We start from the raw sequence: 21,874 nt of genomic DNA on the forward strand, positions 1-21,874 counted from the left end.
AGTTTTTTGATGGTGCGGCTTTGCCGCACCATCAAAAAACTGGTTATTTATTAAGTTGCAAAGCCCTAATCACAAGTTTAAGGTTGTGTTATGGCTCATATATTAATTGCCGAAGATGAAACTAGGATTTCTGCTTTTATTGAAAAAGGACTGCGATCGCACGGCTTTACTACCAGTGTCGCCAAAAATGCTAATGCTGCACTTCAGTTAACTCAATATGGTGAATGTGATCTATTGCTACTAGATCTAGGACTACCTGGCAAAGATGGGCTTGATGTTTTAGAAGAATTACGCGGTCAGGGAGTAAATTTACCAATTATTATTCTGACGGCAAGAAACGATATTGAAGACAAAGTTGCAGGGTTAGAGAGTGGTGCTGATGACTACATGACCAAACCTTTCCAGTTTGCCGAATTATTAGCGCGTGTGCGGTTGCGGCTCAAGAAAAAAAACAACCATCACAATAGACCTCTTGCAGAACTGAAAATTAATCCAGAGCAGAGAAAGTTTTAGAAGCAACAAGAGCGACTTCAAAGTTATAAATGGCAGCAATCAAATTACAACGCAAACCAAAACGACGACGACGATTACGATAAGGTAAAGAGAGAATCTTAAAAATCTTCAAGCGACGATTAACATGCTCAATCGCAATACGTTGACGTGCAAGTTGGCGATTACAACGCTTATCTTCCTTGGATAATGAGCCATTTTGAGGCTTTTTGATAGGAATTTGCGAGTTAGGATGCAACTTTTGTAAGCCTTGATAACCCTTGTCTGCCAAACCTTGTGTCTGTGCGTGAAAATGAACTCCACTTGCCTTGAATAATGAGAAATCATGCTGCTTGCCCTTACCGTAAGCGGTACAAACTATCTTGAAATTAGTCAGATCGACCACCAATTGGGCTTTGAGGGCATGATGCTTTTTCTTACCGCTATAAAAATGTTTCTGGTGATATTTAGGGCGCTCAACCTTTGTCTCAGTTACATCAATGGCAATTATGGCTGGAGCCTTCTCCTGCCACAATGACTTTTTTCCTGCTAACCGAAACTTTTTCGATTTAATTAAGACATTTTCTACTTTTTTGACGATGCGGCAAATCGTCGATTCTGACACTTCCCAGTCGCTAGCAATATGAAAATAGGTGCGATATTCACGCCAATACTGCAAAGTAACCAATATTTGGTCTTCTAGACTTAGCTTTGGTTCTACACCACCTTGTCCTTTGCTTTGGGCTGCTTGTTGCATTAGCTCCGTCATTTGCGCAAATGTTTCTCTTCTTACCCCAAATAACCGTTTAAATTCTGTCGCTGATAGATTTTGACTGGCTTCGTATTTCATCGCTTAATTTGAGATCTGATAAAAAGCTTATAAATCTAACATGTTTTTGGTTCTGCAAGAGGTCTAATAATGAAACGACGCAACTGTTAGCTGGTCATATCACTTTAGATTTACGGACTCGTAAGGCTTACATCGGCTCACAGGAAATCGATCTGCCTGGACGAGAATTTAACTTAGCCGAAACTTTCTTTCAGCACCAAGGTCAAGTGCTGAGCCGCGCTCAATTATTAGATCGGGTCTGGGGCTACGACTATGACCCTAGCTCTAATGTTGTTGATGTATATGTGGGCTATCTCCGCAAAAAGCTTGGTAATGATGTCATTGAGACAATTAGAGGGGTAGGCTACCGCTTGCAGCTTTCCTAAGAATTTTCTCATGCAATTCTTAAGTAACCTTCATGCACAAAACCTATTGTACAAATTGTTGAAGTTGAGAACTTCACCTATAGCCATTAGCTATACCAATCAGCAATTTTATTCAACTAGGATAGTTCGACACATGAAAAAAGTACATTTTGCAGCGATCGCCTTGTTAACCTTTACTGGACTGAGTCTTCCTACTGCTCCTAGCATAGCTGAAGAAATTTCTTGCCAAGGAACCTTGGGAGCAGTCACCGTTGATAACGTCAAAGTGCCTTCTGGTAAAACTTGTAACCTCAATGGTACTCGTGTGCAAGGAACCGTTAAGATTGAGTCTAATGCTACCTTAAACGCTCGTGGTGCGCGTATCGTTGGTGATATCCAAGGCGAAAATGCTGCTGCTGTAAATGTTTTGAATCAATCAACAGTAGGTGGTAGTGTTCAAGTCAAGCAAGGGCTTGCCGCTAATGTTTCGGCTTCGAGTATTAATGGTGATGTCCAATTTGACTCTAATCGTGGGGCGCTAGTCGCCAACAACAATCGTATTGGTGGTAGTTTGCAAGCTTTTCAAAACACTGGTGGTCTCCGCATTAACAACAATCGTATTGACGGTAACCTGCAATGTAAAGAGAACCGTCCTTTTCCTCTAGGTAGTGGCAATATTGTCCAAGGTAGCAAAGAAGATCAGTGTTCTGCGCTATAAGTAGCTAGGCATAGTTAATTACAAAGCAAAACCCGTAAAGTTGCGCCCCTGCGGGGCGCAACTTTACGGGTTTTGGTAATTTATTTTGCACAGGTACTTAACCCCAAAAATGAAGGCGGCGCAAAGCGCCACCTTCATTTTTTTACGAAGCCATCAAAAAAGGCACTTGCTTAGCAAGTGCCTTTTTGATTTAGGTTAATGGAATCGGGCAGAGTCGAACTGCCGTCCGCACTAGCGCCTAACCTCCCAGTCATTCACAGGTTTATCCAATCTAATCCTCGTGGAGGGAACTGCTATTTATCTCTAGCAATGGGAGATGCACTGATAAAGTCTTAAGCGAAAAGCCTATCAGAGAAAGCTATTCACAGCATCCGTTGATTGGTTGAGTGGTGCATTTAACGGAGTCATACATCACTCCTCGAAACCGAAAAGTTTGGTTCTTAGGCTGCTACTGGAGCTGCTTTACGAGAGAAAGATACAATGTTGTTCGCATGTACTTGTTTGAGCCATTGATTTACGAGAGATAGCCCGCTCTCGACCTGCATCAAGGGATAGCTTCTACTAACACGTCGAAACCCTTACGATCCCTTATGGTTTAAATATAACATATTAAACAAGAATGCATGATTCTTTGTAAGATGTGAGCAGTTCTCACTATGAAAGCCCACCAACAGTAGGTTTGTGTATTAAAAGCTAAACCCAGAGAGGGTTTTTTAAGCTAAACGTGGCGTAGCCATTTTTAGTTTTGGTATTATGCGATCGCTAATCTATAGGCTAACTCTACTAAATTACTGGGTATTAAGAAAAGGGTAACCAAGTGACTATTGCAAGCATAGAGACGGAATATATATCATCCAAAGAACTCAAAGAGTTGCATGGTTTTACTGATCCCATGATCAAGAAGTTTTTAGGTGAGTGCGACAAGACAGAGAAAAATCCCAAAAGCAAAAGTACAACTCTGCTCAAACTCTATCGGATTGATCGTGTTAACGAGGTTTTAGCCGATCCATCATTCATTGAGTGGCAAAGCAAGAAACAATCATCAACCGCTAAACGTAAGCAATCGGTGGTCAATGTCGAGGCTGTTCAAAATATTGAGGTAGTTCCACCTGCTAAAGCTACTACTGTTGAGCCTGTCGTTAAGGTAGATGCCTTTGATTTTGAGCATAAATTATCGCTATTACAGACTGCGGATTGGGTTGACTTTCAATGGGAACATTTTCGAGAGGAAGATGTTGATAAGTTCTCAGAAGAGCAGCAATTACATGCGGTGATGACAGTCAAAAAAATGTTGGCAGCTTCCTATTGGTTTGAGCCTCAAGATTTTTTCAAGGCTTTTAGTCAATATGGCAAGGGTAGTAAAGACAGCACAGATATCACTAATGAATATAAGTCAAGTATCTTGGAAGATGGATGGAAGGGAATTCCGCTTGTGAGTTTAATGATTCGCGATCGCGAAGATCCTACCAAAATAATGCTGGATTCTGGACATCATCGATGGAATGCGCTTAAGGAGTTAGTTGAGGCGGGCAGTTTCCCTAGCGATTTTAAAATACCTGTCTTTGATTTAAAGAAATTACGTCCAATCGTGAGAGATCAATACAATCCAAGTTTAGAATTTGCGCTGCGCTATGCGATCGCGGGTGGCACATTGGGGCATGACTTTGCTCTAAGAGTAATTGCAAAAAATTGGTTTACCAGACTTTGTACTGGGGTTGATTGCTCTTACTGAGACTGTTTAATACCAACCCGCAAAAGTGTGACGACACTTTCGTAAATTAACAACCAAACTCAGTAAGGGCTTTAGATTTTCAACATGGCAACGTCATTTTGAAAATTGGTATAAGAATTATATGTTTGAGGATGATGCCATGATTTCTCGGATCTATTCGCTGAAGTTTGTGTTGGTAAGTGGGCTTTGTGGGATATTGTTTGCGTCTGATTTATCCTTTGCCATAGCTCAAGCGCAAACAAGTCAAAATCGCAAAGTAGAGGCAGAGCGACTTTTGGAGGTTTGTCGAAACGACTTAAAAACAGGTAAAAATCAACAGGCTTTACAGGATTGTCAACAGGCTCTAGACGCATACAAAGCTATTCGAGACCTGAGTGGAGCATCGAAGTCACTGCTAAATCTGGGAGTTGCTCATTATGCACTCGGCAAATATGACCAAGCGATTGAATACTATCTACAAAGCTTAGCGATCGCAAGGGAAATTAAAGATCGCTTAGCCGAAGGAAAATCGCTGGGAAATATGGGCGTTGTTTACTTAGCTTTTGGCAAATATGACAAGGCGATTGAGTTACATCTGCAATCTTTGGCAATTAATCGAGAAATTAAAGATCGTTTGAGTGAGGGACAAGATTTGGGGAATCTAGGTCTCGCTTACTACTCTCTTGGCAAATATGACCAAGCAATTAATTCTCATCTGCAATTATTGGCGATCGCAAGGGAATTTAAAGATCGTCTGAGTGAGGGGCAGTCGCTAGGAAACTTGGGGTTAGTTTACTATGCTCTTGGCAAATATGACCAAGCGATTGAGTATCACAGGCAAAGATTGACGATTGCCAAGGAAATCAAAGATCGTCTGAGTGAAGGACAGTCCCTCGGTAATCTGGGTATTGCTTACCAAGCTCTTGGCAGATATGACAAAGCGATAGAGCACCATCTGCAATTTTTAGCGATCGCGAGGGATCTCAAAGATCGCCTAGGTGAGGGAGCAGCCCTCGGAAATTTGGGTGTCAGTTATAAGTCCCTCGGTAAATATGACAAAGCGATTGAGTACTATCTACAAAGTTTAGCTATCGCAAGAGCAATTAAGGATCGACAGGGTGAGGGAAAGGCGCTAGGCAATTTGGGAAATGCTTACGATTTCCTTGGTAAATATGACAAAGCGATTGAGTACCATTTGCAATATTTAGCGATCGCAAGGGAAATCAAAGATCGTGATGATGAGGGGCTTGCCTTGGGGAATCTGAGTGCTGCTTATAACTCTCTAGGCAAATATGAAAAGGCAATTGACTATAGTTTGCAATATTTAGCGATCGCAAGAGAAATCAAAGATCGTCGTGGCGAGGGGCAGGCTTTAGGAAATCTAGGTGTCGCTTATGATAGCCTCGGTAAATATGACAAAGCGATTGAGTCCCATCTGCAACTGTTGGCGATCGCAAGGGAAATCAAGGATCGTAATGCTGAAGGTATATCGCTTAACAACCTCGGTTTTTCTTTTGAAAATCTTGGTCAGCTTGAGATTGCTTCTCTTTATTACAAAGAATCAATCAATGTGTATGAGTCTATTCGCAAAGATATCCGCAAACTAGATCAAGAAGAACAAAGATCTTATTTGGGAACTATCTCTAAAAGATATAAAGGTCTTGCGACTTTGCTGTTAAACCAAGGTCGCATCATGGAAGCATTACAAGTTCTCGATCTTCTCAAAGTCCAAGAACTCGAAGACTACCTCAAAAACATTAAAGGTAATGATAGGTCGGCTCAGGGTGTAAGAATTTTAGAGCCAGAGAGAGCTATTAGATCTCAGCTATTAGCTCTTAGCCTAGAAAAAGGCAAGGATCTCAATCGGCAGCTTGCTACGCAGATCCAACAACTTCCTAAATCAGAAATCAACAAAGTTCCCGACTATCTCCAACAAATTCCACAGGGAACAGTGCTGCTTTATCCATTGATTTTAGGTGATCAGCTAGAACTGATTTTTTTCTCTCCCAACACAATTCCAATCAGACGTACTGTCAAAATCTCTAAAGATAAACTTGAATTTTTGATTACTGAATATAGAGCAGGACTAATTGATTCTGAATCCGAAGATGTCAAAGAAGCTTCTAAAGCTCTCTATGATGTTTTGATTAAGCCGTTTGACTCAGAACTTGCTGCTGCAAAAGCTAATACAATTCTCTATGCTCCTGATGGAGTATTACGCTATGTTCCCCTTGCAGCTCTCTATGATGGTAAGCAATGGCTAGTGGAAAAATATCGTATTAGTAATCTCATAGCCTATACCCTCACTGACTTCTCTCCAAAGCCAAAATCTCAACCCATTATTCTTGCAGGAGCCTTTGGTGGTAAGGCTGGAGAGAAAAAATTTGGTCAATTTGGATTGCCAGCTAGTCTCAAAGAAGTTCAATCGATCGCCAGATCATTCCAAAACTCCGTCACCCTAACAGAAAATAATTTCAGTCGCCAAGCGATCGAATCCAAATTCAAAAATCATAATATTATTCACCTTGCTACCCATGCTGAATTTAATGTTGGTGCTCCAGAGAATTCTTTCATCATTTTTGGTAACGGTGACAAAATCCATCTTAATGAAATTACGGATTGGCAAATTCCGAATATAGATTTGATTGTGTTAAGTGCTTGCCAGACAGGAACAGGTAAACTTGGTGATGGGGTAGAAATATTGGGCTTTGGCTATCAAGTCCAGAAAGCAGGGGCTAAAATGGCGATCGCCTCTCTCTGGTCAGTTAGTGACGCAGGCACAGGTTCACTCATGATGGCTTTTTATGACCAACTGCAAAAAAAGAATGTGTCAATCTCTGAGTCTTTGAGGCAATCGCAAATTACCTTAATCCAATCTAAAGAATATCGACATCCCTACTTCTGGTCAGCCTTTTTTGTAATCGGCAATGGTTTATAAATACCAATTTACAAAAGTGTGATCACACTTTTGTGAGTTATAGCTGCCGCCATTCTTGTTATGACATAAACCCCAAATAGTGTGAGGTGGCGCGAAGCGCCACCTCACACTATTTGGGGTTTGTCCTGATTCAGGTGGATTAGTTATAGATGTTGATATATAGCTGTCGCCAAATGCAATAGGACATAAAACCTAAGAATTGACTGGCGGCGCTCCGCGCCGCCAATCAATTCTTAGGTTTTGATTTGTGACTGTAGCTATAGCATTGTTCAAATAATTACGTACTCAAAAAAATGATGTACTTTACTTTATAGTTGCTTTAAGGTTGCTAAGGAACTGAAAAGCCCATGCTATCAAGTCTAAAACTGCTTGCTCTTACTGCAATTACATATGGTCTTACATCATTGCCGATCGCTTTGATGCCAATGACTAGCACTGCGATCGCCCAGAATATATCTCCACGACAAACAGAAGCAGATCGACTGTTACGGGAAGGGTTTCAGCAATTTCAAACTCAGCAAATTGATGCGGCTTTGATGACATGGCAGAAGTCCCTAGCCATTTATCGAGAAATCAAGGAACGAGGTGGAGAAGGAGAGGTACTTGGTAGTCTAGGAATTGCCTATCATGTATTGCGCGACTACGACAAAGCCATTGAGTACCAATTGCAAAGCCTTGCGATCGCCAAGGAAATTAAGGATCGCGTTGGTGAAATGCAAGCGCTGAGAAGTTTGGGAAACTCTTACTATGCAGTAGGGAACTATGAGCAAGCGATTGCTTCTTTGCAGCAATCATTGGCGATCGCAAGGGAAACCAAAGATCGTGTCACCGAAATGCAAGTATTGAGCAATCTAGGCTTTACCTATTACTCTCTCGGCAAATATGAACAAGCGATCAAATACTATCTGCAACATTTAGCGATCGCCAGAGAAAGCAAAGAACGCCTCGAAGAGGAACATTCTCTTAGCTATCTGGGTAATGCGTATCGTTATCTCAGCAAATATGACAAAGCGATTGAGTACGGTCTGCAACGTCTAGCAGTCACAAGGGAACTCCAAGATCGTGAAAGAGAGGGACAATCACTGGGTAATCTTGGTTTAGCTTATTACTATCTCGGTAACTATGACAAAGCGATCAATTATCAACTTCAACGTTTGACCATTACAAGGGAAATTAATGATCGGCTCGGAGAGGGTCAGGCGCTAGGAAATCTAGGAATCAATTATTTGGCTCTGGGTAATTATGAGAAGGTAGTTGAGTACCAGTTGAAACGCTTAGCGATCACCAGAAAAATCGCGGATCGTTTGGGAGAGTCACAAGCGTTAGGAAATCTAGGAATTGCCTATGATGCTCTAGGTAAATATGAAAAAGCGATCCAGTACCATTTACAAGGATTAGCAATTAATCGCGAACTCAAAAGTCGCCAAGGGGAGAGTGCTTCATTGATTAACTTGGGTTTGGCTTATCACAATCTAGGAAAATATAATAAGGCGACTGAATACTATCTGCAAAGTCTGGTGATCAAGCGAGAACTCAAAGATAGGCAAGGGGAAGGAGTAGCTGTAGGCAATTTAGGGCAGGCTTATCTAGCACTGGGCAACCGTGATCAAGCGATTGAATACTATCTGCAAGGTTTGGCGATCGCTAGGGAAATTAAAGATCGTCAAGGAGAAGCTGTAGACTTGCACAATCTTGGCGTTGTGTCTTATCAACAGAACCAACCTGAACTTGCAATTCTCTTTTATAAGCAATCGGTAAACGTTCGCGAGTCTATTCGCAATGACATCAAAAATCTGGATAAAGCCGCGCAACAATCCTATGCTAGTAGTATTTCAGGAACTTATCGTCGTCTTGCGGATTTGCTGCTTCGACAAAATAGAGTCATGGAAGCATTACAAGTCCTTGATCTCCTCAAAGTTCAAGAACTAGAAGACTATCTCAAAAACATCAAAGGTAATGATAGAACTTTGCAGGGTGTGAGACTTTTGGAACCAGAGAAGGTTGTTAGTGAAAAGTTGAATGTGAGCGGATTGGTAAAAAGTTCGGAAATTAATCGCCAACTAGCTATACAAATTCAACAAATCCCCAAATCAGATATCAATCAAGTTCCTGAATATCTACAAAAGATGCCACAGGGAAGTGTTCTTGTATATCCTCTCATTCTCAGCGATCGCCTAGAAATCATTCTCTTTGCTCCCAATACTTTACCGATTAGTCGCACTGTTCCGATTACCCAAAGTAATCTTGATGCGTTAATTGTGGAGTTCAGGACAGCATTACAGGATAGTGGATCTGATGATGTAAAAGAGCCAGCCCAAAAACTCTATAACCTGCTCATCAAACCCATTGAAGCTGACTTAATCAATGCTAAAGCAACAACTATTCTCTACGCCCCTGATCAACAACTTCGCTATGCTCCCCTAGCAGCACTCTATGATGGTAAACAATGGCTAAGCGAAAAATATCGCATCAGTAACCTAATTGCCTATAGTCTCAGTGATTTTAGTACCAAATCTAAGCGATCTCCCAATGTGCTTGCGGGAGCATTTGGCGGTAAAGCGGGAGAGAATAAATTTGGTCAAGTTGCTCTTCCTGCTACGCTCATTGAAGTCCGCGCAATTTCCAAAACGCTACAAAATTCAACTACGCTGGAAGAGAAAGATTTTAGCCTCCAAGCTACCAAAGATCATTTAAGTAATCATAATATTCTCCACTTTGCTACCCATGCTGAATTCAACACAGGTAAGCCCGAAAACTCACGCATCTTCTTTGGCAATGGTGATATTCTCCAGTTAAATGAAATCACTAACTTGCCTCTGCAAAATATTGACTTAATGATCTTGAGTGCCTGTCAGACAGGTGTGGGCAAGCTAGGTGATGGGGTGGAGATTTTAGGCTTTGGCTATCAAGTCCAAAAGGCTGGAGCAAAAACCGCGATCGCCTCTCTTTGGAAGGTTGATGATGCTGGCACACAAGCTCTAATGGATGCTTTTTATCAAGAGTTACAAAGTGATAATCTGGCGATCGCGGAAGCTTTACAAAAGGCGCAGATAAAGATGATTCGCTCATCTCAATACAATCATCCTGCCTTCTGGTCTGCCTTTTTTATCATCGGTAATGGTTTGTAAGCACTATCGTTCTCTGTATTATAGCTGTAGTCAATTTCAATAGGACAAGCCAAAACCCAAGAAGCGAGTGGCGGCACTTCGCGCCGCCACTCGCTTCTTGGGTTTTGGGTACTAACAAGAGTGGCTATAGCTATAGTATGGTTATGGCTTTCAAAAATTAAAGAGATATCGATATGTCGCCTAGCGAAAAATCAACTCAGAAAAATTTAATTGACCCAAAAATCAAGGTTGCGGGGTGGAACTTAGAAGATAAAAAATCAAGTTGGTTTTGAGATTCCTGTGGATGGTTATGATGCAGAACCTTGGAATGGGGTGACGGATTATTGTTTGTATTTGCCTAATGGGGAAGTGATTGCGGTAGTTGAAGCAAAGCGGGCAGAGCCGATCGCCTGAAGTCGCTGAGCAGCAGGTACGCCGCTATGTTACGGACATTGCTAAGCATCAGAGCTTTCAACCCTTTGTTTTTATGAGCAATGGCGATCGCACTTTTTTCTGGGATGTCGATCGCGAGAACAAGCGACAAATAGCGTGATTTTTTTCGTTCAAGTTTTCCGATTCAAAGCTCTCGCCATCCGTCGCCAGAATAAACTTCGCCTTATGCTTAGTCGTGGCGGGACTTGTCCGCAAAGCCGTCAGGGTTGCGCCCAACGCACAAACCTTGATATGAATGGTATTGCGTTGCAGCACACCGCCCACCAGATCAGACTGGTTAGTTAGAACTACTCTGTTCACTCCTGAGCTTCTTGAGCGTAGTCGCTTTATTGCCAAAAGCCTCTAGAAACGCAAAAGGAAACTCCTCTGCATCAAAGGGCGCTTCCCAACCGAGAAACCGCTTCTTCAATTTCGACTGCATTCATACGTTATCTATAAGGTGTTAAGGATGGGCGGCGCGAAAAATTAAATGTAGTGGATAGACACAGCTAATTTAGTGTGTTAGGAAAGCCTTGATTTATTTATACAATAGATATTAATCTAAAATCTATTGCATCACTTTAGATGTGTCTGTCCACTACAAATAATTAACTCTAATAACTCATTTTAAAATCTCCATATTGGTATTCGTAAAATCCGCATCAGCTAAAATCGCCTCGTTAAAATTCACACCCTGCAAATTTGCCCCTGTAAAATTGACACCACCTAAATTTGCGGCGGTGAAATTCGCACCTTCGAGATTTGCTCCACTGAGATCTGCGCCTAGTAACAAAGCTTCGGTAAAATTTGCCTTTTGCAAACAAGCTTCACTAATGATCGCCCCAGCCAAATTTGCGCCCACAAACTTGGTCTCGATCGCTGACAACTCACATAAGTCCGCCAGCATTAATTTGGCATTGGTAAAGTCAGCACCACTCAAATTTGCGCCATTGAGTTTCGCACTCACCAAATTCATCAGCCTAAAATTGCGCTTACCCACGGAATACAGATACAAAACTTCCTGACTGCGATTACTAAAGAGATTGCCGAAGTTGGGGCGATCGCCTTGATCCGCTAATTCTTCTAGAGTCACAGCATCGGTAGCTTCGCTGATTAGGTTGAGCAGAGGATTTTGGGTTAGCTCCGCACTACTAAAATCGTGATCAGGAAGCGACTCGACAATGCGATCGAGTCGCTGAGCAACATTTTGACGCTGGGTCATCAGTTCTTGGATTTGCAGATCGAGTTTGCGGAGATGTTGCTGCACCATCTGTTTAAAAGTGGCGTAGGGGATAGTTTGGGCGGCTTGTAAATCCAATAACTGTTTGATTTCCTCAAGGGATAACCCAAAGGCTTTGGCACTTTGAATAAATAACAGACGCTCTAGAGCATCGGTAGCGTAGAGACGATAACCTTGGGGCGATCGCAGGGGCGCGAGCAGCAATCCCAATCGTTCGTAATAGCGAATGGTTGGGGACGGAATCTCGACTAAGCGGCTTAGTTCGCCGATCAGCCAACCACGGGCGCTATTTTGAACGGGTTCGCTGGGTTCCATAGAAAGATTGATAAGTTTTTTTAATAGTTTGTTTGATTTTAGGGATCTTGACCTTGAAGCTAGCTGCAAGCTCTAACGTGGGTGACATGGGATGGGAAAGCGCCAAAAGCAATAGAAAACAGCCCAAGGGAATCAACTAAAGACGCGAGCAATAGATTAAGGATAGATAACCATGTCACTACAAGCAACATCACAGGGAACATTCACAGTTGGAACGACGGGCAAACTAAGTTTTGATTTTCTATTTGATGGTGGACAATTTCAAGGTGAACTTGCCATATTTAGCTTGAGGGGAATGGAAAATCTAGAAGTTGGTTCGGTTGCCTTCAATCAAGAAGCGGCTCGCCGCGCCCTGACCAATTCCACCCAAGGTCGTATTCTGGTTGCTGATAGTGCTGAAGGTGCAAAGTTTAGCGACAAACTTGATTGGGAAGATAATTACAATAGTGGTTCTTACAAAGGAATTAAAAATTTCTCCATGCAAGCAGGCGATCAGGTTGCCTTCATGCTGATTTCTAATGGAACTGTTAGCCAAACCTTTAATACTCTAGCAAGTGGACTGGATCTAGGACTAAGACAACCTTTATTCTCGATTAGTGCCGCTAACCCCGATCTCAGCAATCAGTTTTCTCAAGTTACTGATGTTGCTGGCAAAGGTAATCTCTTCGCGATGGAAGATGTCCGTCTCAAGGGTGGTTCTGATTATGACTATAACGATATGGTATTCCAATTAACAGGAGCCGAAGGTAATGGCATTCCTGCGCTTGAGGATATCGGTGCATCCACTAAAGATTGGGTAGATACAGCGATCGGGAAGCAAATCATCGATTATGCTAGCCGTCCCACCTTCGAGTCTGGGGTGTTTCGTGTGGATGCGTCAGGACAGGTCGGTGTGGACTATCTCTATGATGGTGGTTGGTATCAAGGAGAAATGGCAATCTTTAGCCTCAAGGGAATGGAAGGATTAAAGGTTGACTCTAATGAGTTTGTACAAGAAGCCACTCGCCGCGCCCTCAGCAACTCTACTCAAGGTCATATTGTGATCAAGGATCGGACTGAGGGTGCAAAATATACCGCTAAATTTGCATGGGAAGATGGATTTAATGGCGGTGCTTATCAAGGTGTCAAAACCTATGCCATGAATGCAGGTGAAGACTTTGCGGTAATGCTTATCCAAAACAGCACTGTCCAAGAACTTGCCAATGATGTCACCAAAATGTGGTCTGGCAATCGCTTACCAATTTTCTCAATTCCCCAAGCTAATATCGGCGCACCTAGCAGCGTTCGCCAAATCGTTGATGTCACTGGTCGAGGTGATACCTTTGGTATGGAAGATGTGCGGACTGACTGGGGAACTACTTCCGATCGGGATTATAACGATATGGTTTTTCGCTTCACGGGAGCTACGGGTGTGGCTCCTTTGATGGATACCAATGTGAACCGCGATCGCGATTGGCGCAATTCTTCTGTCGGTCAAGAGTTGGTGCAGTATGCTACTCGTCCTGACTATAGCGGCGGCATTTTTGACACAGGCGAATCTGGCGCAGTTCGCATTGACTTTCTCCATGATGGTGGGTGGTTTCAGAGTGAATTAGCAATTTTCAGTCTTGATGGCATGGAAAATCTCAAGGCTGGCTCGACAGAATTCATTCAAGAAGCATCCCGACGCGCTCTCAGTGAGTCCAATCTCGGCTATGTCGTCACCAAAGATCGTACCGATGCAGCGAAGTTCTCGGACAAGGTTGCATGGGAAGCGGACTTTAACGGTGGTGCATATAAAGGCGCTCAAACCTTCAACATGGCTCCTCGCGGACATTTTGCCTTCATGTTGGTACAAAATAATACCGTAGCGGCGATCGCTAACGATATCAGCATCATTAATCAAACTGGCAACCTGCCCATCTTCTCAATTCCTGAAGCGAATCCCTTTGGCACAGCGATCGGTCAAATGGTTAATGTTGATGGCAAAAACACCTACGCCTTTGAAGATAATCGTCTAGACTTGCCCAACATTTCTGATCGCGACTATAACGACATCGTGATTCAAGTCAAGGGCGCAACTAGTGATGTACCTCTGATGAATGATTTGGTCAATCCCGATCGCGACTGGCGCAGTTCTACCGCTGGACAACAGCTACTCAACTATGCCAATCGTTCTGAATATGACAAAGGTGTAATTTCCTCAGGTCAATCTGGCAGCCTCGAAGTCGAATTTCTCTACGATGGAGGTGCATATAGAGGTGATGTTGGTATTTTCAATCTGGATGGCATGGATACCTATGCTGCTGGATCGGCGGCTTTTATTGCGGAAGCAGCTCGTCGTGCAGCCAGTAACTCGACCCAAGGCTATGTATTGCTCAGTGACACTACCGATGCTGCTAAGTTTACCAGTGGTTTAGATTGGGAATCCAATTTTAACGCTGGTACATTCAGAGGTACAAGAAGCCTCAATCTTAATCCCAACAGTGCCTATGGGGTCATCCAAGTTCCCAATGGTCGAATTAGTGAAGTCGTTGCCAATCCTGTGATCGATGGCACTAAGCGTCCTCTATTTTCCATGCTAGACAACAATCCTAGCCGCAGTTTCCAAATGGGTAAAATCGAGGTGGGTAATGGCTCCTATGTCATCGCCCTTGAAGATCAACGCCTTGATGGAGCCAGCGATCGTGACTACAACGATATTATCTTCCGTGTCAAGGGTGATATTTCTATTAGTGCCGATACCTTGGATCGGGTGATGGCTGCGAGCAAAGATTGGCGATCAACCGATATGGGTAAAGCCCTAATCGATTATGCGAGTAACCCTACAGCCGCGACGACAACCCAATCAATTTTTGGTTTTAGCTGGAGCGACACATTGATTGGAACTGATGCGAATGAATTTATTTCTGGTGGCACAGGTAATGATATTCTGATTGGCGGCAATGGCAATGATATTCTTGTCGGTGGAGCAGGTAGCGATACTTTCCAGTTTAATAATATTCGGGAAGCTGGGGACACAATTCTCGACTTCGGTGCGGGCGATACGATTAACCTCAGAGGTGTATTTAGCTCAATTAATTACACAGGTACTAATGCGATCGCTGATGGCATTCTCCAATTCCAACAACTCGGAACCAATACTGTTGTTCAAGTTGTTGCCGATGGTTTAGGTAATACCAATAATTTCATGGATTTAGTGACAGTTAACAATACTGGTATTGCTTCTGTTCGTAACAGCCTAATCTTTTAATCGCCAAAGATAAGTGGTGGCGCGAAGCGCCGCCACTTATTAATATGATCAAAATATAGCAATGTAAGTTTTGCTTAGGACATAAAACCAAAAATATGAGTGGCGGCGCGAAGCGCCGCCACTCATATTTTTGGTTTTGATTTGTCCTATCTCTTGCGTTGCTATAACAGCCAAGAATATTCTCAAGTAGCAATTCTCATTATAAAAATCGGTTTTTTGAAAGCCCGCCGTTGGCGGGCTTTCAAAAAACCGATTTTAGTGTTTTCAGTGCCTTTGGCGCTGAAAACACTAAAATCGGTTTCATAACTAGCATTGCTGATTTTCAAGTACTCAAAGCGCAAAAACGGATTTACGATCGCTACTATGCCAAATACCACATCAAATATCAGAATTGTGTTAGTCGAGACAGCGGGGGCGCGAAACCTTGGCTCAGTGGCAAGGGTGATGAAAAATTTTGGGCTAGCGGAATTGTGGTTAGTCAATCCGCAATGCGATCGCCTTGGTGATGAAGCGAGACATATGGCAGTCCATGCATCGGAAATTTTAGAAAATGCAAGGATTGTGGATAATCTACTAGATGCATTAGTTGGCTGTCATCGAGCGATCGCTACCGCAGGTCGCATTGATCAGGGCGAAATGAAAGTTACTGATCCCCAAAAAGGTTTGAGTTGGCTAATGCAAGCGGAAACCAGTGCGATCGTCTTTGGTGCAGAGGATCGGGGCTTAAGTAATGCTGAGATTCAACATTGTCAACAAGTGATCCGAATTCCCGTCCATCCAGACTATCCATCGCTCAATTTGGCGCAATCAGTGGGTATTTGCTGCTATCAATTGCAACTGTTGAAAGCAGATTTTAGAGAAAATCCTCAATGTCACGAAAATTTGACTAGCCAAATTGCCCAAGATTTGATACAGTCAGCACCCATAGACCTTGCTACCCGCGCAGACCTAGAAGCTTGCTACCAGCAACTTGAAGCAGTATTGCTCAAGATCGGCTATGTTTATCCACATACCGCCGCTCATCGATTGCGAAAGTTTCGGCATATCTTTGATCGCGCCAATCTGAGTCCATCGGAAGTTGCCATGCTGCGGGGGATTTTACGCCAAGTTAATTGGGCTACGGCTCATCTTGATTAACTTTCAAATGGTTTACTTCGTAAATCATTTGAAAATATCTGTAGAGACATTTTTGTATCGGAGTTATAAATAGCAGTGGAACCAAGAAACTTTTCATCGCCTGACGCTACCGAAAAAAGTCGAGAAGCGCGTTTAAATAAGTTGCGCGAACGTCGCGCCAAGGCTGTGACAAGCAATAGTGACTCTGTTCTCCGCCCAATTAGTGCTGAAGTTCCACCACGTTTGGGGCGATCGCCTGAATCCAATCGATCCCCAGAACCCATCATCGACAATCGATTTAGCAACCGCTCAGACCGCCGTTCGGAAGGACGAATACAGGAGAATAAGGTTAAGCCCTTACCCAATCGTCAAGGTTTTGTAGAGGCTCGTCCTGAGCAACGCTCTGACAATAGGACTGAGTTAAGACCACGCAAAAAATCCAATGGCAACAATCGGACAATCCCCATCAAGTCTCCTATTAAGTTGTTTGGTTGGCATGTACTGCGTTTAGCGATCGCAGGTATTGGGCTGAGTGTGATTGCTGGCACAGCCATTTCTTTCTGGCAAAATCAGCAATCTATTTCTGCAAAAACTAATGCTACAGAATTAGCAGCCAAGGAAGAGGCTAATAAATCTCCAGATATAGCTCCTCTTGAACTCAAAACTGAGGCAGTTCCTTTGCTAAGTAAAGTCAAAGAATTGGCTGCTAAAGAAAAAGATCTCACCATGCAAATGATGGTGGTTGATCTTGACTCTGGAGCCTATGTACAAGTGGGGGCAAATCAGCCGATCGCTGCGGCTAGTACGATTAAAACCCCGATTTTGGTTGCCTTTTTTCAGGATGTGGATGCAGGCAAAATTAAGCTTGATGAGCAGCTAGAGATGACTGCTGACGTTAAGGTGGGAGAAGCGGGTGATTTTCAGCTTTTACCAACGGGTACAAAAATTTCGGCGTTAGAAACAGCCACCCAAATGATTGTGATTAGTGATAACACAGCCACGAATATGATCATTAAGCGGCTCGGTGGGATTGCAGTCCTAAATCAGCGTTTCAAATCTTGGGGGCTAAATAATATGGTCATCAAGAATCAACTGCCCGATCTTGAAGGTACAAATACAATTAGTACTCAAGATATGGTGACATTACTATCCATGCTCGATAAAGGTAAATTGATTGAGCCGCGCAGTCGCGATCGCTTTATGGATATCATGCGCCGCCCCGTGACCAACACGCTTTTACCTAAGGGACTTGGTGAAGAGGCAAGAATTATCCATAAAACAGGAGATATAGGCTCAGCAGTTGGCGACGCGGGCATCGTTGATATGCCTAATGGTAAACGCTATGCGATCGCCGTAATGGTCAAGCGTCCTGATAATGATCAACGCGCCAATGAGTTAATCCGTCAAATCTCACGGACAACTTACGACTATTTTCTCAATGGTGGTAGTTTACCTGCTAGCAATTCTAGCCCTGCTAATCCAAATGCCCCAGCTTCTCAAGAGTCCAATGATTCGACCAATTCTCCAACGCCAAATAATGGTGGTAGTGGGACTAGCGTTATTGAAAACATTACTTTACCCTTGCCAAATACAACTCCAAATGTGACTCCATCACCAAACCCCAACTCATCACCAAGTCTTATCAATCCACCCGAAGTAACTCGTCAAAACCCATAAACAAAAAAGCCACGCTTTGCGTGGCTTTTTTGTTTATGGATTTTTTAAAAGTGTTGTAATACCAATTCACGAAAGTGTGACAACACTTTTGTGAATTAAAAAACAAACCCAGTAAGGGTTTTAAAAACACAAAATGGCTACGCCATTTTGTGTTTTGGTATAAAGCAACGCTTTTAAAAAATCCTTGATTTTATTGAGGGTGCAAAGCGCTCTCAATAAAATTATGAGTGATCCCTTGGTTGAGAGATGTCGGCGGCTTTTGGCTCAGAGAAACGTGACGTTCGATCGCTACTAATGCTGTTATGGGGTAACGGCTGGTCGGCGATCGCCGCTTCGATATTTGCTGCCATAATTTCGCGAGGGACTACTCCTGTCGTATCACCGATCGCCTGATTAGCACGATCTAAAAAAATAAACCGAGGAATCCCATCAACCCGATATTTAGTCACCTCTGGCAACCACTTAGTATTGTCTACATTTAGCATCACAAAATTCATGCGATCGCTATATTCCTTTTCCAGTGATAAATTATCTGCCGCCATCGACTGACAACTAGTACACCAATCCGCATAAAACTCAATCGTAGTTGGTTTCCCATTGGCTAAAGCTTCATCAATGGGCATTGCTGCCGCCGCAACTGCATCCAGCGATGTGCTACTTTGTTGCGCCTGAAATCCGAAAAACAAGGCTGTCGTTAACAGGATGGCAGCGATCGCCACTAATAAATTTCGCAACTGATTAGAAGTGGTTGGCGTGGGACTGGTTGAATGCTCTGAATTCATGACAATAACTTACGAAAATAACTATTCCCATTATGCCGAGCAAGGATTGCCCTATGCTAAAGAAATTCTAAACGAGTTATGAGTGGGTTATCTACGGGTAAGCCTCTCTTAATTTAGCGTGAATTCGATATAGCCATTTGCGCCGCGCGAAGCGCGGCGCAAATGGCGCAAAATGGTAAAAATCGCTCTGCGATTTTTACCATTTTGCGCTTTCGTCGAATTGACGTTAATTCAAAACTGAAATTACGCAATCAACCATGAGTAATTCCGAAAGTTCCTTTGATGCATCCCAATATGACCTCACCCAAGCTAAATTAACTCTTAGTGAAAAATTAGCCTATGGGGCAGGTGATCTTGGCACTTCGATCACCACAAATTTGCTCTCATTTTTTCTATTATTCTTTTTTACCAATGTCGCTGGACTTGAACCTGCCCTTGCAGGGGTGGTTCTATTAATTGGCAAAATCTTTGATGCTATCAATGACCCGATTGTTGGTGTACTTAGCGATCGCACCAAATCCAAAATGGGAAGGCGACTACCTTGGATGATCTATGCGGCGATTCCTTTTGGACTGTCATTTTTCGCGCAATGGCTAGTGCCTAGCACCGATAAGATGGTTCTCTTTTGGTATTACGTGATCGTGGGAATTGTGTTTAATCTCTTTTTCACAGCCGTTAACCTTCCCTATACTGCACTCACGCCCGAAATTACTCAAGATTATAACGAACGCACTAGCCTTAACACCTTCCGTTTTACCTTCTCCATCGGTGGCAGCATCCTCTCGTTATTTATTGCCCAATTAATTTTTGCCTTCTTTAAAGATCCTGCGCGGCAGACTGATAGCTGTAATACAGGTGGAATGCAATATATTGTGCTGGGTGCAGTCTGTGCCATTATTTCCAGTGTTTCGATTTATTGGTGTGTCTGGGGAATTAAAAGAAGAGCGATCGCCAGCGATCGGCATCGACTTCATAATGAATCCATTGATACTGCTATAGAGGAGATGAGTTTTCTTGAGCAATTAAAAATTGTCTTTAGCAATCGCCCATTTCTGTTCGTGATTGGCATCTATTTCTGCTCATGGCTAGCCTTACAAATCACTGCATCGATCATTCCCTACTTTGTGGTGAATTGGATGAAGATGCAGGAAAGTGATTTTATTCTTGTGACGATCGCTGTCCAAGGTACGGCGCTAGTCATGCTATCCGTATGGAGTGAGATCAGTAAAAGATTTGGTAAAAAAGCAGCTTACTTTATGGGTTCAGGTATTTGGATTATTGCCCAAGCAGGCTTATTTTTCTTGCAAGAAGGACAAGTGGTGCTGCTCTATATACTGGCGATTATGGCAGGTGCTGGTGTTTCCACCGCTTATCTGATTCCTTGGTCAATGATTCCTGATGTCACGGATCTTGATGAACTAGAGACAGGACAACGCCGTGAAGGAATTTTCTATGCCTTCATGGTGTTATTGCAAAAGTTTGGGCTAGCGGCTGGTTTGTTTTTGCTTGGTCTAGGTTTGTCATGGGCTAAATTTCAAGAGAGTGTGCCTTGCAAGCCCTTACCAACTCAACCTGATTCAGCCCTATTTGCAATTCGCTTAGCGATCGGTCCTTTGCCAACGATCGCCCTTGTGATTGGTTTAGGTTTGGCATATTTCTATCCGATTACTCGCGAGGTGCATACAGAGATTTTGATGCGCCTATCAGAAAGAAGAAGAGAACAAAGCGAGTAAACAAAAAGCACCCATCGGGTGCTTTTTCTTTGGTATTACGCTGTATCAATCACATTTTTACTTTGTCGTGCTTTGAGATCAAGATCAAACCAAGAAAAGTTTAAAAACGTTGCTTGACAACGCTTTTAAACTTTTCTCCTAATATATATCTTACCTTTCCCTTGCTTTGCTATATTAGCCTTCTAGAATGCTCATTGTAAAATATTAGAGGCTAGTATTTCTTGCTTGTTTCAGTATAATCGAGTCTAAAATAGCAACATTACTAACACCTAAAAATAATCGTTTATTTTAAAATGCTAGCCCCAAAAAAGAAGTATTGCTATATTCTTTCTTACGTCTTACCTCCTGATTCAGTTTTGCGAGAACTTTGTATAAAGGATGCATTACTAGATAATGAAGGTCTTGTAAAACTTTTTGAGATTGATGATTTCCAGCTTTCATTAAGACTTAGTTCGGAAGGAAAACTTGATGCCTTCTTTTGTAAAACTGAAGATTATCAAGAAGAAATTAATATTGATGCTTTCAAAGAAAAATCATTAGGCATACTCATAAAATCTCTAAATCGGTTTCAATTTGCCTTTATGGACTTACGGAACCAGCGTGGATATACACCGTTTGAAAGAAATCGCCATCAATCTAATATTTATGATATTGAAGTATTAGATTGTGAAACGGGAAATAAAATACTTCAACCTGCTGCAACAATATATAAAGTTGTTGGTGAAATGTCATTTCTTGGATTTCCCAAAAATGTACTTTTGCAAAAGTTTTGTGAAGTCTTAGAAATCCAAAAAGACAATATCGATGAATACATTGATAGATTTTTAAGTCTTGAGAATTTAAATAGTGATCCAGTTTTACACTTTGTCACTTTATATTCTTTGTATGAATATATCAATAAAACATCGGGAAACCGTTTAAAGGAATTATTTACTAACAAAGGACTTGAGAAGAAGTTTAGAAATACTAGAAATTTTGCTGCTCATGGAAAAGTTGAAGGTCAAGAGTTAAAAGAAGTCTTAGAAAACTTTTTGGGAGTTTCTCCGATAGGATTTTATTCATTTGATCGATATAATCCATCTCATGTAAATCTAATTAATGAAGTTATTGTTGAAGCTCAACCTATAATTCAGCAGTATTTGAGGGGAGAATTAGGTCTCAATCAATAAGGTTTCCCTGAAAATATTTTC

The 21,874-nt window shown here is 42.3% G+C and carries 14 protein-coding genes, 1 other RNA gene and 3 pseudogenes; 13 read left to right on the plus strand and 5 right to left on the minus strand.

Annotation, left to right across the window (positions count from 1 at the left end):
* Window positions 1-90: 90 nt before the first annotated feature.
* Window positions 91-444, plus strand: a pseudogene (locus ABM313_RS22685) (response regulator transcription factor); the annotation flags it as partial.
* A gap of 43 nt (window positions 445-487) precedes the next feature.
* Here the strand turns inward: ABM313_RS22685 and ABM313_RS22690 are convergent.
* A complete protein-coding gene (locus tag ABM313_RS22690; RefSeq protein WP_434684046.1) occupies window positions 488-1,339 on the minus strand; it encodes an IS5 family transposase in 852 nt (283 codons plus the stop codon).
* Window positions 1,340-1,431: 92 nt separating this feature from the next.
* Between ABM313_RS22690 and ABM313_RS22695 the strand changes: the two are divergent.
* Together ABM313_RS22695 and ABM313_RS22700 are read left to right on the plus strand one after the other, a co-directional pair.
* Window positions 1,432-1,704: pseudogene (locus tag ABM313_RS22695) on the plus strand (winged helix-turn-helix domain-containing protein); the annotation flags it as partial.
* A 133-nt stretch (window positions 1,705-1,837) separates the two neighbouring features.
* Entirely contained in the window at window positions 1,838-2,401 is a 564-nt protein-coding gene (locus ABM313_RS22700) for a hypothetical protein (protein ID WP_434685390.1), read from the plus strand.
* Between the two features lie 196 nt (window positions 2,402-2,597).
* On the opposite strand, the gene ssrA is transcribed toward ABM313_RS22700, so the two are convergent.
* Window positions 2,598-2,989, minus strand: a transfer-messenger RNA (tmRNA) gene (ssrA, locus tag ABM313_RS22705).
* A 229-nt stretch (window positions 2,990-3,218) separates the two neighbouring features.
* Between ssrA and ABM313_RS22710 the strand changes: the two genes are divergently transcribed.
* The 4 genes from ABM313_RS22710 to ABM313_RS22725 all read left to right on the plus strand — a co-directional run bounded on the left by ABM313_RS22710 (window position 3,219) and on the right by ABM313_RS22725 (window position 10,710).
* Window positions 3,219-4,133, plus strand: coding sequence for a hypothetical protein (locus ABM313_RS22710; protein ID WP_434685391.1), 915 nt, complete (start codon window positions 3,219-3,221; stop codon window positions 4,131-4,133).
* 139 nt (window positions 4,134-4,272) lie between these two features.
* Window positions 4,273-7,050 carry a CHAT domain-containing protein gene (locus ABM313_RS22715; RefSeq protein ID WP_434685392.1) on the plus strand — a complete coding sequence of 926 codons (2,778 nt, stop codon included), beginning with the start codon at window positions 4,273-4,275 and terminating at the stop codon, window positions 7,048-7,050.
* Window positions 7,051-7,397: 347 nt separating this feature from the next.
* Window positions 7,398-10,178 (plus strand): CHAT domain-containing protein, encoded by a 2,781-nt coding sequence (locus ABM313_RS22720; RefSeq protein WP_434685393.1) that lies wholly within the window; start codon window positions 7,398-7,400, stop codon window positions 10,176-10,178.
* Window positions 10,179-10,539: 361 nt separating this feature from the next.
* On the plus strand, window positions 10,540-10,710 hold the full coding sequence (locus ABM313_RS22725; RefSeq protein WP_434688602.1) for a hypothetical protein: 171 nt from the start codon (window positions 10,540-10,542) through the stop codon (window positions 10,708-10,710).
* Here the strand turns inward: ABM313_RS22725 and ABM313_RS22730 are convergent.
* Together ABM313_RS22730 and ABM313_RS22735 are read right to left on the minus strand one after the other, a co-directional pair.
* Window positions 10,698-11,035 (minus strand): annotated as a pseudogene (locus ABM313_RS22730) (type IIL restriction-modification enzyme MmeI); the annotation flags it as partial. The gene ABM313_RS22725 and the pseudogene ABM313_RS22730 sit on opposite strands and share 13 nt — an antisense overlap.
* 176 nt (window positions 11,036-11,211) lie before the next feature.
* Window positions 11,212-12,144 carry a pentapeptide repeat-containing protein gene (locus ABM313_RS22735; protein WP_434685394.1) on the minus strand — a complete coding sequence of 311 codons (933 nt, stop codon included), beginning with the start codon at window positions 12,142-12,144 and terminating at the stop codon, window positions 11,212-11,214.
* A 172-nt stretch (window positions 12,145-12,316) separates the two neighbouring features.
* On the opposite strand from ABM313_RS22735, the gene ABM313_RS22740 reads away from it, so the two are divergent.
* From ABM313_RS22740 to ABM313_RS22755, 4 genes are all read left to right on the plus strand, one after another.
* The gene (locus ABM313_RS22740; RefSeq protein WP_434685395.1) at window positions 12,317-15,376 is read left to right on the plus strand and encodes a DUF4114 domain-containing protein; all 3,060 of its coding nucleotides are present in this window, start codon (window positions 12,317-12,319) and stop codon (window positions 15,374-15,376) included.
* A 99-nt stretch (window positions 15,377-15,475) separates the two neighbouring features.
* Entirely contained in the window at window positions 15,476-15,682 is a 207-nt protein-coding gene (locus tag ABM313_RS22745) for a hypothetical protein (RefSeq protein ID WP_434685396.1), read from the plus strand.
* 57 nt (window positions 15,683-15,739) lie between these two features.
* Window positions 15,740-16,513 (plus strand): RNA methyltransferase, encoded by a 774-nt coding sequence (locus tag ABM313_RS22750; protein ID WP_434685397.1) that lies wholly within the window; start codon window positions 15,740-15,742, stop codon window positions 16,511-16,513.
* Between the two features lie 75 nt (window positions 16,514-16,588).
* Window positions 16,589-18,169 (plus strand): serine hydrolase, encoded by a 1,581-nt coding sequence (locus tag ABM313_RS22755; protein WP_434685398.1) that lies wholly within the window; start codon window positions 16,589-16,591, stop codon window positions 18,167-18,169.
* Between the two features lie 221 nt (window positions 18,170-18,390).
* Here ABM313_RS22755 and ABM313_RS22760 read toward each other — a convergent pair whose 3' ends face one another.
* Window positions 18,391-18,951, minus strand: coding sequence for a thioredoxin domain-containing protein (locus ABM313_RS22760; RefSeq protein ID WP_434685399.1), 561 nt, complete (start codon window positions 18,949-18,951; stop codon window positions 18,391-18,393).
* Between the two features lie 257 nt (window positions 18,952-19,208).
* Here ABM313_RS22760 and ABM313_RS22765 point away from each other — a divergent pair, with 257 nt between their 5' ends.
* Window positions 19,209-20,684 (plus strand): MFS transporter, encoded by a 1,476-nt coding sequence (locus ABM313_RS22765; protein WP_434685400.1) that lies wholly within the window; start codon window positions 19,209-19,211, stop codon window positions 20,682-20,684.
* 293 nt (window positions 20,685-20,977) lie between these two features.
* Window positions 20,978-21,853, plus strand: a complete 876-nt coding sequence (locus ABM313_RS22770) for a hypothetical protein (protein WP_434685401.1) — start codon at window positions 20,978-20,980, stop codon at window positions 21,851-21,853.
* Window positions 21,854-21,874: the final 21 nt, after the last annotated feature.

The sequence above is a fragment of the Pseudanabaena minima str. Chao 2107 genome, assembly GCF_051131155.1.
In the GTDB taxonomy this organism is placed as follows: domain Bacteria; phylum Cyanobacteriota; class Cyanobacteriia; order Pseudanabaenales; family Pseudanabaenaceae; genus Pseudanabaena; species Pseudanabaena minima.